Source organism: Amycolatopsis sp. NPDC104863 (genome assembly GCF_055582965.1).
Map to the genome: position 1 here is coordinate 464,791 of NZ_JBVJOW010000009.1, position 14,009 is coordinate 478,799.

General features: G+C 71.9%; 13 protein-coding genes and 1 pseudogene. 7 read left to right on the forward strand and 7 right to left on the reverse strand.

The window, feature by feature from the left end:
• Positions 1–222: 222 nt before the first annotated feature.
• From ACZ63J_RS40900 to ACZ63J_RS40915, 4 genes and pseudogenes are all read left to right on the forward strand, one after another.
• A complete protein-coding gene (locus ACZ63J_RS40900) occupies positions 223–1,185 on the forward strand; it encodes a TerC family protein (RefSeq protein WP_465310132.1) in 963 nt (320 codons plus the stop codon).
• 40 nt (positions 1,186–1,225) lie between these two features.
• The gene (locus ACZ63J_RS40905) at positions 1,226–3,169 is read left to right on the forward strand and encodes a S9 family peptidase (protein ID WP_465405560.1); all 1,944 of its coding nucleotides are present in this window, start codon (positions 1,226–1,228) and stop codon (positions 3,167–3,169) included.
• Between the two features lie 11 nt (positions 3,170–3,180).
• Entirely contained in the window at positions 3,181–3,513 is a 333-nt protein-coding gene (locus ACZ63J_RS40910; RefSeq protein WP_465405562.1) for a YciI family protein, read from the forward strand.
• Between the two features lie 7 nt (positions 3,514–3,520).
• Positions 3,521–3,901, forward strand: a pseudogene (locus ACZ63J_RS40915) (haloacid dehalogenase-like hydrolase); the annotation flags it as partial.
• Positions 3,902–4,123: 222 nt separating this feature from the next.
• Here the strand turns inward: ACZ63J_RS40915 and ACZ63J_RS40920 are convergent.
• The 4 genes from ACZ63J_RS40920 to ACZ63J_RS40935 form a co-directional block, all read right to left on the reverse strand.
• The gene (locus ACZ63J_RS40920; RefSeq protein ID WP_257926625.1) at positions 4,124–4,780 is read right to left on the reverse strand and encodes an RES family NAD+ phosphorylase; all 657 of its coding nucleotides are present in this window, start codon (positions 4,778–4,780) and stop codon (positions 4,124–4,126) included.
• A gap of 51 nt (positions 4,781–4,831) precedes the next feature.
• The gene (locus tag ACZ63J_RS40925; protein ID WP_465405564.1) at positions 4,832–5,413 is read right to left on the reverse strand and encodes a MerR family transcriptional regulator; all 582 of its coding nucleotides are present in this window, start codon (positions 5,411–5,413) and stop codon (positions 4,832–4,834) included.
• 658 nt (positions 5,414–6,071) lie between these two features.
• Complete coding sequence (locus ACZ63J_RS40930) at positions 6,072–7,049, reverse strand: LacI family DNA-binding transcriptional regulator (RefSeq protein WP_465405566.1); 978 nt, start codon at positions 7,047–7,049, stop codon at positions 6,072–6,074.
• Between the two features lie 105 nt (positions 7,050–7,154).
• Positions 7,155–8,510: a helix-turn-helix domain-containing protein gene (locus ACZ63J_RS40935; RefSeq protein ID WP_465439872.1), complete on the reverse strand. Its 1,356-nt coding sequence runs from the start codon at positions 8,508–8,510 to the stop codon at positions 7,155–7,157.
• On the opposite strand from ACZ63J_RS40935, the gene ACZ63J_RS40940 reads away from it, so the two are divergent.
• Both ACZ63J_RS40940 and ACZ63J_RS40945 read left to right on the forward strand, forming a co-directional pair.
• Entirely contained in the window at positions 8,473–8,898 is a 426-nt protein-coding gene (locus ACZ63J_RS40940; RefSeq protein ID WP_465405570.1) for an NUDIX hydrolase, read from the forward strand. The two genes, ACZ63J_RS40935 and ACZ63J_RS40940, sit on opposite strands and share 38 nt — an antisense overlap.
• Before the next feature lie 118 nt (positions 8,899–9,016).
• Complete coding sequence (locus ACZ63J_RS40945; protein WP_465405571.1) at positions 9,017–9,490, forward strand: MmpS family transport accessory protein; 474 nt, start codon at positions 9,017–9,019, stop codon at positions 9,488–9,490.
• Positions 9,491–9,506: 16 nt separating this feature from the next.
• Here ACZ63J_RS40945 and ACZ63J_RS40950 read toward each other — a convergent pair whose 3' ends face one another.
• The 3 genes from ACZ63J_RS40950 to ACZ63J_RS40960 are packed head-to-tail and all read right to left on the reverse strand — an operon-like array spanning position 9,507 to position 12,528.
• The gene (locus tag ACZ63J_RS40950) at positions 9,507–10,193 is read right to left on the reverse strand and encodes a histidine phosphatase family protein (protein ID WP_465405573.1); all 687 of its coding nucleotides are present in this window, start codon (positions 10,191–10,193) and stop codon (positions 9,507–9,509) included.
• Positions 10,194–10,203: 10 nt separating this feature from the next.
• A complete protein-coding gene (locus ACZ63J_RS40955; RefSeq protein ID WP_465335440.1) occupies positions 10,204–12,087 on the reverse strand; it encodes a Na+/H+ antiporter in 1,884 nt (627 codons plus the stop codon).
• A 33-nt stretch (positions 12,088–12,120) separates the two neighbouring features.
• Complete coding sequence (locus ACZ63J_RS40960) at positions 12,121–12,528, reverse strand: nuclear transport factor 2 family protein (RefSeq protein ID WP_465405575.1); 408 nt, start codon at positions 12,526–12,528, stop codon at positions 12,121–12,123.
• Between the two features lie 78 nt (positions 12,529–12,606).
• Here ACZ63J_RS40960 and ACZ63J_RS40965 point away from each other — a divergent pair, with 78 nt between their 5' ends.
• Positions 12,607–13,992 carry a carboxylesterase/lipase family protein gene (locus tag ACZ63J_RS40965; protein WP_465405577.1) on the forward strand — a complete coding sequence of 462 codons (1,386 nt, stop codon included), beginning with the start codon at positions 12,607–12,609 and terminating at the stop codon, positions 13,990–13,992.
• The last annotated feature ends 17 nt before the right edge of the window (positions 13,993–14,009 follow it).

A 14,009-nucleotide genomic window follows, 5' to 3' on the forward strand; every position in this document is an offset into this window, starting at 1 on the left:
AGTGACCCGGATAACAGGACCAAAGTGGTGACACTGGCAACCCCGGCTGGCGTTCGACCGGGGGTAACCGGCAAACTGGACGCGCTGTGAGGGGAGTATTCCTCCGCGGCGGTGTCGTCAGCACGGTGGCCCAGCGCCCCCGGCACCGTCGGCCGGTGTTCGCACCGGCGGAAGAGACCTCCGGTTAGTTGCTCATGCGCACTATCCGGAGGTTCTGGTTCCATGACTGTCCCCCTGTGGCTGTGGATCGCCACGATCGGTGGCCTGCTGGCCCTGATCGCGCTCGACCTGGTGATCGTCGACAGCAAGCCGCACGAAGTGACCACGGGGGAAGCCGCTCGCTGGGTGATCTTCTACATCGCGTGCGCGGTCGTCTTCGGCGCCGGCGTGTGGATCTTCGGCGGGCACGACCCGGGTGTCGAGTTCTTCACCGGGTATATCACCGAATACTCGCTGAGCGTCGACAACCTGTTCATCTTCATGATCATCATGGCGTCGTTCAAGGTGCCCGCCATCCACCAGCACCGGGTGCTGCTGGTCGGCATCCTGCTCGCGCTGGCGATGCGCAGCGTCTTCATCTTCATCGGCGCGGCCCTGATCGAGCAGTTCGTCTGGGTGTTCTTCCTCTTCGGCGCGGTGCTCGTCTGGACCGCGATCAGCATGGTCCGCGGCAAGGGTGACGACGAGGAGTACCACGAGAACGCCGTCACCCGGCAGGTCCGCAAGATCGCCCCGGTGACCGACGACTACCACGGCCACCACTACACCGTGAAGCTGAACGGCAAGCGGATGATCACGCCGATGCTGCTGGTCATCGTGGCCATCGGCTCGGCCGACCTGCTCTTCGCCGTCGACTCGATCCCGGCGATCTTCGGCATCACGCAGGAGGCGTTCCTCGTCTTCACCGCCAACGCGTTCGCGCTGATGGGGCTGCGGCAGCTGTACTTCCTGCTCGGCGGCCTGGTGACCAAGCTGGTCTACCTCAGCTACGGCCTCGCGGTGATCCTCGCCTTCATCGGCGCGAAGCTGTTCCTGCACGCGCTGCACGAGTACCACGTCGTCCCGGACTGGCTGGACATCAACAACTGGATCTCCCTCGGCGTGATCGTCGTCGTGCTGACCATCACGACGGTGGCGAGCCTGGCGAAGGCGCGGCGCGACGAACGCAAACAGGTCGTCGCCTAGGTCGTTCGCACAGCTAAGGAATTCGGGTACGGTCGGGGACGTGCGTCCTGCCGACATCGAACACATCGTCGTCCCCGGCCGTCCCGCCCTGCGCGGGAACCTGCTGCTCACCGCGCTGAAGAAACCCGACCTGAAGACGAACGCCGCGCACAGCGCGCTGCGGCGGGTGTCCCTCGACGGCGGTGAAGCCGCGTGGACCCACGGTCCGCGCGACTCGGCGCCGGCGATCTCCCCGGACGGGCGCTGGGTGGCGTTCCTCCGCGCGGGGGAGGGCAAGGGTGCCGACGGGAGCCCCCAGCTGCACGTCATGCCGGCCGACGGCGGGGAGGCCCGGCGCCTGACGGCGCTGCACCTCGGCGCCGGGGAGCCGGTCTGGGCGCCGGACTCGCGGCGCGTCGCCTTCACCGCGCGGGTGCCCGAGGCCGGTCGTTACGGCACCGAGGACACCGACGGCGAGACTCCGGAAGCCATGGCCGAGGCCCCGCGACGGATCACGCGGATGGACTACCGGATCGACGACGTCGGCTTCCTGCGCGACCGGATGCAGCGGCTGTTCGTCCTCGACGCGACCGAGGACGGGCCCCTCGAACCCGAGCCGCTGACCGGTGACGGCTTCGACGTGACCCACCCGGTGTGGACGCCGGACGGCGCCCGCGTCGTCTTCACCGCGCCGCCGGACTGGGGTGCGGCCGAGAGCGACGCGCGCGACGTCTGCGCGATCTCCGCCGAGGGTGGCGAGCCCGAGGTCGTCGTGCGCACCGCGGGGTATTCGGAGCATCCGGTGTTCGGCGCCGACGGTACGCTGTTCTACTTCGGACAGTCCTTTGAGGAGCATCGCGAAGCCGCGATGACCGGGCTTTACGCGGCCACACCGGAGTTCGGCGTCGGCCCGGTGAAGGCCCGCCGGCTGACCGACATCGAAACGGTGGACTGCGAGACCTCCGCCGGCCCGCCGGCGCCGCGCGGTGACGACGTGCTCGTGGCCGTCCGCCACCGCGGCGCGGTCGAGCTGCGCGCGGTCGCCGTCACCGCCACCGACGCCCCGCTCGCCGACCTTCCGGTGGTCTACGCGGACCGCACCGTCGTCCGGTCGTTCACGCTGGACGGCACGGTGCTCGCGGCGGTGCTCGCGACGCCGTCGACGTCGGGTGAGGTCGTGCTGCTCGGCGACGGCGCGCCGCGTGTGCTGACCGACTACTCGAAGCCGTTGCGGGACAAGGGGATCCGGCCGCTCGTCGAGCTGGAGACCACCGCGCCGGACGGCTACCCGGTGCACGGCTGGCTGGTGCTGCCCGAGGGCGAGGGTCCGCACCCGGTGCTGCGCGTGGTGCACGGCGGCCCGTTCACCCAGCAGGACTGGGCGGTGTTCGACGAGGCGCAGGTGTACGCGTCCGCGGGGTACGCGGTGGTGCTCGGCAACCCGCGCGGGTCGGCGGGCTACGGGCAGACCCACGGCCACGCGATCACGGAGGCGTTCGGCACGGTCGACGTCGACGACGTGTTGGCTTTGCTCGACGTGGCGCTCGAGCGGCCGGACCTGGACGCCTCGCGCGTTGGCATCATGGGCGGTTCGTACGGCGGGTTCATGACGAGCTGGCTGGCGGCCCACCACGGCGAGCGGTTCAAGGCGGCGTGGAGCGAGCGCGCGGTCAACGCGTGGGACTCGATGGTCGGCAGCTCCGACATCGGCTACTTCTTCGTCGACTCCTACATCGGCACGTCGCCGGAGGTGCAGCGCGACCGGTCGCCGCTCACGTACGCGGCGCAGATCAAGATCCCGTTCGCGGTGGTGCATTCGGAGCAGGACTGGCGGTGCCCGCTGGAGCAGGCGCAGCGGATGTTCGTCGCGCTGCGGCGCGCGGGCGCGCCGGCGGAGCTGCTGCTGTTCCCGGGCGAGGGCCACGAGCTGTCCCGCTCCGGCCGGCCGCGACACCGCGTCCAGCGGTTCGAAGCGATCCTGGAATGGTGGGCGCGGCAGCTGTAGCTTGACGTGCCATGACGGTGCCCGAGGTGGACTTCGAGCTCGAGACCTGGCGGATGGTGCTGTTCCGGGCCGGTCCCCGCGCCGGCGAGATCTCCGAGGAGATGGCCCGCGAGCTCCGCGCCCGGCACCTGTCCGCGGCCCGCGCCCAGCAGGCGGCCGGATCGCTGCTGTTCGCGGGCTCGGTGCCGGAGCCGTCGGCGTCGCTGCCGGTGACGGGAGTGGCGTTCTTCCGGACGTCGGAAGCGGAGACCCGAGCGATCCTCGACGCCGATCCGGCCGAGCAGGCCGGGCTGATCGAGTCGGAGATCGTGGGGTTCGTCTGCCCGCGGGGCACCCTTGGCTGAGGGCCTGGTGTGCTTCGACGTCGACGGCACCCTGGTGCCCGGCACGAGCTCCTGCGCGTGGGTGGCCGCGGCGCTGGGCCACGAGGCCGAGCTCGTGGCGGCCGAAGCGGCCTACGACGCGGGCCGGATGACCAACCAGGAAGCGTCGGTCATCGACGCCCGAGGCTGGGCCGGGCACACCGAAACCGAGGTCTCGGCCCGGCTCGAGACCCTGCCGCTGGTCGGCGGGATCGCCGAGACGGTGGCGTGGTGCCACGACCACGGTCTCGTGCCGATCCTCACGACGCTCGCGTGGACGCCGGTGGGCCGGATGCTCGCCGGCCGGTTCGGGTTCACCGCCTACTGCGGGCCCGTGCCCGAGACCGCGGACGGGCGCTACACCGGCCGCGTCGCCGCGCACCTGGACGAGTACGGCAAGCGCGACTTCGCGCTGGCCCGGGGGGGTTGCGCCGGAGCGGTGCGTCGCGGTCGGGGACAGCCGGTCCGACCTGCCGCTGTTCGCCGCCGTCGGGATGAGCATCGGCTTCAACGCGGCTCCGGCGGCGCGGGCCGTCGCGACCCACCTCGTCGACGGGGACGACCTGCGCGCGATCGTCCCGCTGCTCGAGGCTCAGTTCAGCAGCGTGTAGTTCAGCTCTTCGCAGACGCGGCCGAGCGGGACGTCCAGGCCGGGGTGGTCCAGCGGCAACAGGACGTCCGGCGCGATCGGCAGCGCCGCGCCCGCGGGCGGGTCCCAGAGGCAGATCGCGGGGTCGCCGGAGTCCATCGACGAGCGGTACCAGAGGCCGTCGAGGTCGCTGAACGCGCCGCGGATCGCGCGCGCCCAGGCCTGCGTCAGCTTCTTCGGCCCGCTCGAGATCTCCTGGGACGCGCCGACCCGGGTCGGCCAGAGGCCGGTCAGGTCGAGCAGGCGCAGGGTGCGGGTCGGGCGGACGACCACCAGCCGGGGACCGCGCGTGCGGCGGTCGACCGTCGAGCTGGTCTGGAAGACCTCCGCGACCGACGTGCGGACGGTGAGGCCGAAGTACAGGACCCCGTTCGCGGGGTCGGTGACCGGCGCGCCGCCGCGGCCGGGCGACTGCTGGTCGAACCGGCCGTGCGGGAGCGGGCCGGTGTAGCGGAACGAGTTCCACTGCTGGGGGTGGTTGCCGTGCGCCGTGAAGATCCGCACCAGCCTGGTCGCGGGCTGGACCGTCACCACGTCGTTGGCGCGGTTCAGCTGCCGGACCAGGACGGATCGGGCGGGCGGCAGCGGTAGCCGGGCCATGGGTCGGGGGTGGTCCGTCCTTGTCGGTGATCTTGCTCGGGGTGGTCCAGCCTAGAACGGCGAGCCGAGCGTGGCGATGAGGCGCGCGACGTGCTCCGGGTCACCCCCGGAAAGGAGCCACTGGCGCGGCGTCGCCGGGTGGTCGTTGATCACCAGGTCGGGCTGGGGAGTGCTCATGAACGCGGCGACGACCAGCGCGGGCTGGTCGTCGGGCAGGGTTTTGAGGACGACCTCGAGGCCGGGCAGCACCCCGGAGCCGGCGAACTGCCACGCCGGGAGCCGCCAGCCGCCGTCCTTCCAGCCGGTCAGCCGGCCTTCCTTGAGGCGGTGCCGGATCCGGCTGTCGTCGACACCGAGGGCTTTCGCGGCTTCGTTGACACTGAGCGCGCCTTCGGCGAGCACGGCGTGGGCGGCGACGGTGCGCGCCCGGAAGTCCGGCTCTTCTTCGCGCCTCGGCGAGAGGTCGAGGCCGACGTCGGCGAGCGCGGCCCGCTGGTCGGCGGAGAAGTAGTGCGAGGGATCCGGATTCGGTGGGGACAGTCTGCGCGCCGCGTCTTCGACGAGCGTGAGGAACTCGTTCGCGTCGACCTTCAGGCCCGCCTTGGCGAGGATGTTCTCCAGCGCTACAGACATGCGGTTCAGATTAACCCGAAACAGCGCGCGTGTGCGGGTTCGTGCGGTTTCTTGCCCGATCTGTGGGCGAATTCACCAGAGATCGACACTTACCGCACATCAGTCAACACGTTGAGTAGGCAACTTCCGGCTAGTCTGACCGGAACGAGCGAGGTTGTCCAGGCTTGACACTCCGCGCTTCCGGCCTTACGTTCCGTGTGAGTAAACGATTTCCGCTCCGTGCTCACAGGATCCGGCGGGTTGACGCCGGCCATGGGGGACACAGGGGGTGGGGCGGGGGGGGGGGGGGGGGGGGGGGGGGGGGGGGGGGGGCGCGGTTTTTGTCCCCCCCCCCCCCCCCCCCCCCCCCCCCACGTCTGTCCCGCCCCCTCCGCACGCGAGCTGACTCCTTCCCGGGCACGAGAGCCGATGCTTTCGGCGCGCGTGTCGGCCGCTGAGTGCGAGTGTCGTCCACCCAGGTACGCGTGTCGTCCATCTGGATACGAGAGTCGTCCGTCCAGGTACGCGAGCCGACCTTCCGGGTGCGGGAGTCGACCGTCGAGGTACATGAGTCGGCGGTCTGGGGTGCGTGTCGTCCGTCTGGGTACGCGTGTCGGCCGCCGGGAGTACGCGTGTCGTCCGTCGGAGTATGCGAGCCGACCTTCTGGGTGCAGCCGGGTCAGCGGCGGGAGCTCTTCCGCTCGATCAGCCTGGCTTCCAGCGTGGTCGTCGTCGCGTCACGGCTGCCGTCGGAAATCCTCGCCAGCAAAAGCTGCGCCGCCACGCGGCCGACCTCGTAGGCCGGTTGCGCCACCACTGTGAGCGGGGGGTCGATCAGCGTTGTCCACGGGGCGTCGTCGAACGAGACGATGCCGACGTCGCGGCCGGAGCGCAGGCCGCGTGCCGAGAGCGCTTCGAGTACTCCGATCGCCATCGTGCTGTTCGCGACCAGGAGCGCGTCCGGCGGGGACGGCTCGTCGAGCAGCTCCAGCGCCGCCAGCCGGGCGCCCTCCGCGCGGTATTCCGCTCGCCGTGCCACTACGTTCGCTTCGCCGACGACGTCGGCGTAGCCCGCCAGGCGGTCGTCGGCCGTGCGGACGCCCGTCGGGCCCGTGAGGCAGGCGACGCGCCGGTAGCCGCCGGCCAGCAGGTGCCGGGTCGCCTCGGCGGCGGCGTGGCGCGTGTCGACCAGCACCTGGTCGCCCGCCTCGGCCGGCAGCGGCCGGTCGACCGCCACCAGCGGCGTGCCCTGACGGCGCAGGCCCTCGACGTTCGTCGACCGGCCGGTGGGCGAGAGCACCACCCCGGCGACCCGCTCCTGCAGCGCGACCTCGATGTAGCGGCGCTCCTTCTCCTCGTTCTCGTCGGAGTTGCAGAGCACGACCGAGTACCCGGACCGCTGCGCGAGGTCCTCGACGCCGCGCGCGATGGCCGTGAAGAACGGGTTTTCGACGTCGGAGATGATCAGCGCGAGCACGGCCGTCTCCTGGCGGCGCAGGTTCCGGGCCAGCCCGTTCGGGTGATACCCGAGCTCGGCGGCGGCCTCCTGCACGCGCGCGGCGAGCGTCGGGTCCACAGTGGACTTCCCGTTGAGCGCGCGCGACACGGTCGCCGTGGAGACGCCGGCCCTCGCCGCGACGTCGCTGATGGTGGCCACACGCCCTCCCTGATCACTCGTCGAGGGGAGAATAGCGCCCTTCGTGGTCGTTTACCGTCCGCTTACTTCCTGGCTCGATATTCCCCTTCGGTTAGCCCGCACGGGTTACGCCGAACGTCGCCGGTCACGCACCGGCGCGTCCACAGTGGAGGGACCGGGGAAGTAGGCGCGAGGGGTGAGCCCGGTCAGCGCCCGGCAGTCCCGGCTGAGGTGCGCCTGGTCGGCATACCCGGCGGCGGCCGCCAGCGCGGCGAGCCCGGAAGTGTGCGGCGCGAGCGCGACGGCGCGCTGGAACCGGGTGACGCGGAGGTAGGTGGCGGGGCCGTAACCCACCGCTTGGACGAACCGTCGCCGCAGCCGCCGCTCACTCACGGTGACGGAACGGGCGGGATCTTCGATCCGCGCCGCCACGAGATCCGGCCCGGGCCCGCCTCGCCGAGCCAGCTCGGCCGCCGCTGCTGCGTAGGGGGCATGCGCCGGACTGAGTCGGGCGAGTTCGGCTTCAGTGAGGTGCTCGCCTCGCCGAGCCAGCTCAGCCACCGCCGCGGCGTAAGCGGCATGCGCCGGACCGAGTCCGGCTTCAGTCACCGATCCGCCTCGCCGGGCCAGTCCGGCCGCCGCTTCCGCGGAGGACACGTGCGACCGGCCAAGCCGGGCGAGTTCGGCTTCGGTGACCCGCCCGCCTCGCCGGGCCAGTCCAGCCGCCGCTGCCGCGGACGACATGTGCGACCGACCAAGCCGGGCGAGTTCGGCTTCGGTGACCTGCCCGCCTCGCGGAGCCAGCTCGGCCACCGCCTCCGCGGAGTACACGTGCGACCGACCAAGCCGGGCGAGTTCGGCTTCAGTGAGGTGCCCGCCTCGCCGAGCCAGCTCGGCCGCCGCTTCCGCGGAGTACACGCGAGGCGGGGCGAGTCCGGCTTCAGCGGCAGGCTCAACCACCGGCCGCGCAAGCATCGCCACCGCCTCGGCGACCCTCGCCGCTCCCGCGTCCAGCCGGTCGATCAACGCCGCCACCGCCGGATCCACCGGCCCGACCTCCACCGCCGAGATCCGAGACGCAACCGCTTGCGCAGGCGTCAACTCACCCGACAGCAGCCGCTCAGCCAGTACTTCCCCCGACCGCCCCCACAACTCTCCCAACGCAACCCGGCGGTCGCGTAGCTCGTCCGCCGCAACGCCCAGCACCGCCGACGCCCGGCCCGGCGTGAACCGGACCCCTCGCAGCTCCGCGTTCGGCCGGGTCACCGATGACCACGCCGCCGTGTCCGGGCCCGCCACGAACACCCCTCCGTCGCCGACGACCAGGTCCAGGCAGCCGTCGGGGACGATTCGCTTCGGGCCCGCCGAAGCCGATCGCCACACGCAGCGGGCCACGCCCGCCAGCGGGCCGGGTGGCGCCGCCTCTTCGTACATACTCCGCATCATGCACCCGGGGACCGACAAAAACTCCACCGAACCCATCGACTCACTGGCCTGGATCCACGTCCGCGACCGGCGGCTGCTGTCGGTCCGCACCAGCGGGAAAGCCAAGTTCTACCTCCCCGGCGGCAAACGCGAACCGGGCGAAGGCGACGTCGCGGGGTTGTGTCGCGAGATCCGCGAAGAGCTCGGCGTCGAGCTCGACCCGCTGAGCTTCCGGTTCTTCGCCGCCCTCGAGGAGCAGGCCGACGGGTTCGCCGACGGCCGGCTGGTGCGGATGACCTGCTATACCGCCGAGCACAAGGGCGAGCCGGCGCCGTCGCGGGAGATCGCCGAGGCCGCCTGGCTCAGCTCGGCCGAGGCCTCGGTCTGCCCGCCCGCCGGGCAGCGGGTGCTGCGGATGCTCGCCGAGGCGGGGCTGGTGGACTGAGCACCCGTTTGGGTGAAAGTTGGACTTCTCGCGAAACGCCGCTAACGCGCAGTGAGGTCACGGCGAGATATACACGACGCACTCGACGGGAGTGCGCGCGACGAGAGAAGACCTCTCCATGGGTGTTCCCACCGCGACCGAGCCGGCCCGTGACTGCGCGCGCCGGGCCAAGCCGGCCGGAAACGTCGTTGTTGTCCTCGTCGTGCTCGCCGCGGCCTTCGCGGTGACGTCGTACGTAGTCCCCAGGTCCTCGCGCGGCCCGGCGAAGGAAGCGCCCGTCGCCGCGCCGGTCGTGCCGGCCGCCGTCGCCACCGTCAGCCACTCCGTCGTCTACGAGCTGCTCGGCGCGGACGGCGCCGGCAACGTCACCTACGCCGCCGAGGCGTCCGCGCTGGTCCAGCAGGCCCAGGTCACGACACCGTGGTCGGCGGCCTTCACCCGGGTCGGCCCGGCCGGCCGCACCGAGTTCTACTCCATCGCCGCACGCAACCCCGGCCCCGGCGAGCTGCGCTGCCGGATCGTCGTCGACGGCGCCGTCGTCGCCGAGAAGACCATGACCGAGCCGGGGCGCCTCTTCAGCTGCGCCGTCTGAGTTCCGCAGGCCAAGCTCAGCCCAGCGGGTTGGCCAGGTGCGACGTGTCGTTGAAGCGCCGCACGATCCAGTTGTCGCCGTGCAGCACCAGGTGGGAGACGGACCCGTTGTCGGCGCCGAGGAACGCGAAGCGCTCGACCGAACGGCTGGCCTGCGCGAACACCTCGCCGATCACACCGCCGTGGGTGAACACTGCGACGCGCTGGTCCGGGTGCGCGGCGGCGATCCGCGTCAGCGCGCCGCGCAGCCGGGCGCCGAACGCCTCGTCGGACTCCGCGCCCGGGATGACGTCCCAGCGCTGCTCGGCCCACAGCCGGTCGACGATCGGGTGGCCGTCGGTCGTGTGCTTCCGGAACAGCCCGTTCTCCCAGTCGCCCAGGTGGATCTCGCGCAGGTCCGGCTCGACGACCGGCGTGATCCCCAGTTTCTCGGCCAGCGGCGCCGCCGTCTGCACCGTGCGGCGCAGGGTCGTCACGTAGATCGCGTCGATCCGCTCGCCGGCCAGCCGGACGCCGACGCGCTGGGCGTGGTCGCGGCCCTCCGGCGCGAGGTCCGGGTCGGCCTGGCCGTCCACGAGGTCGAACGGCCGGCTGGCCCGCGCGGGAGCGGATTCGCCGTGTCGGACCAGGAAGATCTCGGTCGCCCCAGACGGCGGTGCGAACCGGTGCTGGCGGTATTCGATCTCCTGCTCAGGCGTCGTCATGGCCCCGAGGTTAGCCGAGCTGCTTGTCCACGAAACACCATCGCCACGTCTCTCCCGGCTCGAAGCTGCGCATGACCGGATGGCGGGATTCGTGGAAGTGCCGGGTGGCGTGCCGGCGCGGCGAGGAGTCGCAGCAGGCGACGTTGCCGCACTTCAGGCACATCCGCAGGTGCACCCAGGTGGTGCCCTCCTCGATGCAGGCGGCGCAGGTGTCCGGCGAGCTGGGGTCGCGGTCGACCCACTCGTGGGCCAGGTGCTTGCACGAACCGGCCGTCGCGGCCGGGGTGCGCAGCTCGCGGCCTTCGACGTCGGGCTCCTCCTCGTCGCGGTCCAGCATGGACTCTTCGATGTCGAGCCGCTCCAGGACCTTCCGCAGGACGTCGTCGTCGGCGCTGCCGGCGTCGCGGGCCTTCAGGAACTGCTCACGTTCGACTTCGAGGAGCTGGATCCGCAGGCGGCGGTAGGCGTCGCTCGGCGTCTCGGCCAGGACGCTCTGCCGGCCGAGCTGCTCCCACGCGGAGTCGGAGCGGTTCTGCAGCCGGTCGCGGATGCGCTGGATGATCTCCGGCGGGTCGTCCGGCTGCTGGATCTCCTCGAGCTTCGCCAGCGCCGCGGTGGTCATGTCGTGCAGCACGGACGCCTCCTGCAGCGCGTCCTCCGCCGGGTCCGGCCGCGGCAGGCGCAGCCGCCGGATCAGCGGTGGCAGCGTCATGCCCTGCACCGCGAGCGTGCCGGCCACGACGACGAACGCCGCGAGCACCAGCACGGCCCGCTGCGGGGTGTCCGCCGGCAGCACGAAGGCCGCGGCGAGCGTGACGACCCCGCGCATGCCCGCCCAGGAGATCACCGCCGAGTAGCGCCACGGCCAGATCTTCGCCCGGGTCTTGCCGGGCAGGAACCGCCGCTCCAGCCGCTTCACCGTGCCGATGCCGATCAGCCACAGCATCCGCGTGAAGATCGTCGCGGCGAGCACCGCCACGCAGATCCAGGTCAGCATGGCCAGCGACAGCCCGGATTCGCCCACTTCGGACAGGATCCGCCGCAGCTGCAGGCCGATCAGCAGGAAGACCATGTTCTCCAGCAGGAACGCGATGGTCTGCCAGTTCAGCCTGCTGGCCAGCCGGGCCGAGCCGGAGAGGATCTTCGGCGCCTTGTGCCCCAGGATGAGCCCGGCGACGACGACGGCCAGCACGCCGGAGCCGTGGATCGCCTCGGTCGGGATGTAGGCGATGAACGGCACCGCGAACGACAGCGCGGTGTCCAGCACCGGCTCGTTCAGCCGGGCGCGGATGAACGCGGCCACGAACCCGACGACCAGCCCGAGCACGATCCCGCCGATGGCCGCGCGCAGGAAGTCCGCGCCGACCTGCCAGAAGCTGACCGAGCCGGCGAGCGCGGCGATGGCCGTGCGCAGGGCGACCAGCGCGGCCGCGTCGTTGAAGAGGCTCTCGCCCTCCAGCAGCCGGATCAGCTTGCGGGGCATGCCGACCCGGCGGGCGACGACGCTGGCGGCGACCGCGTCCGGCGGGGCGACGATCGCCCCGAGCGCGATCCCGCCGGCCAGCGGGAGGCCGGGGATCACGGCCCAGGCGACCAGCCCGACGCCGAACGCGGTGAACACGACCAGCCCGACCGACATCAGGCCGATCGCCCCGCGGTTCTTCCGGAAGTCGACCAGCGACGTCTGGATGGCCGCCGAGTAGAGCAGCGGCGGCAGCAGGCCGAGCAGCACGACCTCGGGGTCGAGGTGGTACTCGGGGACGCCGGGGACGTAGGACGCCCCGACCCCGACGACGATCAGGCACAGCGGGGCGGACCAGTCCAGCCGCCGCGCCACGGCGCTGACGACGAGGACCGTCACGACCAGCGCCACTATCTCTGCCGCGATGTGCACGGGGTAATCATTACCCGCCGCTCGCGGCGCGTGTCACCTGGCCAGCTCCGGGAGCACCTCGGCGACCAGCTGCGTGTCCAGGTACTCGGTGATCTCGCGGATCCGGCCGTCCTCGACGCGGAAGACGAAGCAGTACCGGTTGTCGTACCGGGGCCCGGCCTTGGTCGCCACACTGCCCCGCGTCTCGACCACGACGACGTCGTCCTCGGCGACGAACCGGCTCGCGGTGCTGGTGTAGGTGCCTTCGAACTGCTCGCCGAGCGGCGCGAGCAGGTTCCGGCGGACCGAGTCCTTGCCGGCGAAGCTGCCGGACCAGCTGTTGTGCCCGCCGACGGTCCAGACGACGTCATCGGCCATGGCGGCGATCAGCGGCCGGATGTCGCCGGCGCCCCAGGCGTCGAAGGCGGTTCTGAGGAGCTGCTTGTTCTCTGCTGCGGTCAAGATTTCCTCCCAGTGTGTGTGCCCCAGTCAACATCCTGGAGTGCGCTCCAGGGCAAGTCCCGCGCCTAGGCTGGACGCGTGACGACGGTGGAGACCGCGGCCGGCGCGCTGCGCGGGTCCGAACAGGACGGGGTCAGGACGTTCCTCGGCGTGCCCTACGCCGAGCCGCCGGTGGGGGAGCTGCGGTTCCGCGCACCGCGCCCGGCGCGGCCCTGGTCCGGCGAGCGTGACGCGACGAAGTGGGCCGCGCGGGCGCCGCAGCCGGAGCTGACCGGGCGGGGCTTCACCGGTGACGAGGACTGCCTCTCTCTGAACGTCTACGCGCCCGCGTCGCCCGGCTCGTACCCCGTGCTGGTGTGGATCCACGGCGGGGGCGGCGTGATGGGCGCGCCGCACCAGTTCGACGCTTCGGCGTACGCGCGCCGGGGCGTGGTCGTCGTGACCGTCGGCTACCGGCTCGGCGTCCTCGGCCTGCTGCACCTGCCCGGCGTCGCCGATTCGAACCTCTCCCTGCGCGACCAGGTCGCCGCGCTGGAGTGGGTGCGCGAGAACGTCGGCGCGTTCGGCGGCGACCCGGGCCGGGTGACGCTCGCCGGGCAGTCCAACGGCGGGCGCACGGTCGGGACGCTGCTCGCCGTGCCCGCCACGCGCGGGCTCGTCCACCAGGCGATCGTGCAGAGCGGCACCGGCGTCGGCTCGGTCGTGCACACCCCGGCCGAGGGCGCGGCGGTCGCTTCGGCGGTGCTGTCCGAACTGGACGTTGCCCCGGGCGACCTCGCGACCTTGCCGGTCAAGCGGATTCTCGAAGCGCAGCAACGGGTTTCGGCGGTGTCCGGCACCAAGGTCACCTACCGTGTGGTCGTCGGGGACGAGCTGCTGCCGGAACGCCCGCTCGACGGCGTCCGCGAGGTTCCGCTGCTCATCGGGACGACGGCCGACGAGGAAGACCTCTTCAGCTGGCTGCAGTCCGGTGGCGCGAAGCTCCTGGGCGTCGGCTCGACGATGCTGGACGACGCCGAGATCGAGAAGGCCGTCGCGGCCTACACCGAGCTGCTCGACTGGCCCGCGGACCAGATCCGCAACCGGGCGCTGACCGCGGGGGACTGGTGGATCCCGGCGATCCGCTTCGCCGAGAAGCAGCCGGACGCCTGGATGTACCGCCTCGACTGGCGGATCGCGCCCCGGGGCCGTGGCCTGGGCGCGCCGCACGGGCTCGACCTGCCGCTGGTGTTCGACGACATCGACAACAGGAACTGGCGGTTCCTGTTCGCGGGCCGCACCCGCCCGACCGAGCGTTTCCAAGCGCTGGCAACGGAGATGTCCGGCGCCTGGGTCCGGTTCGTCACCACCGGCGACCCCGGCTGGCCGCGCTACACCCCGGCCGACCGTGTGACGCGCCTCTTCGACGACGTCTCCACGACCGTGTCCGACCCGGACCGCGAGCAGCGCCTGCTCTGGGACTGAGCCGGGGCGGCGCGAAC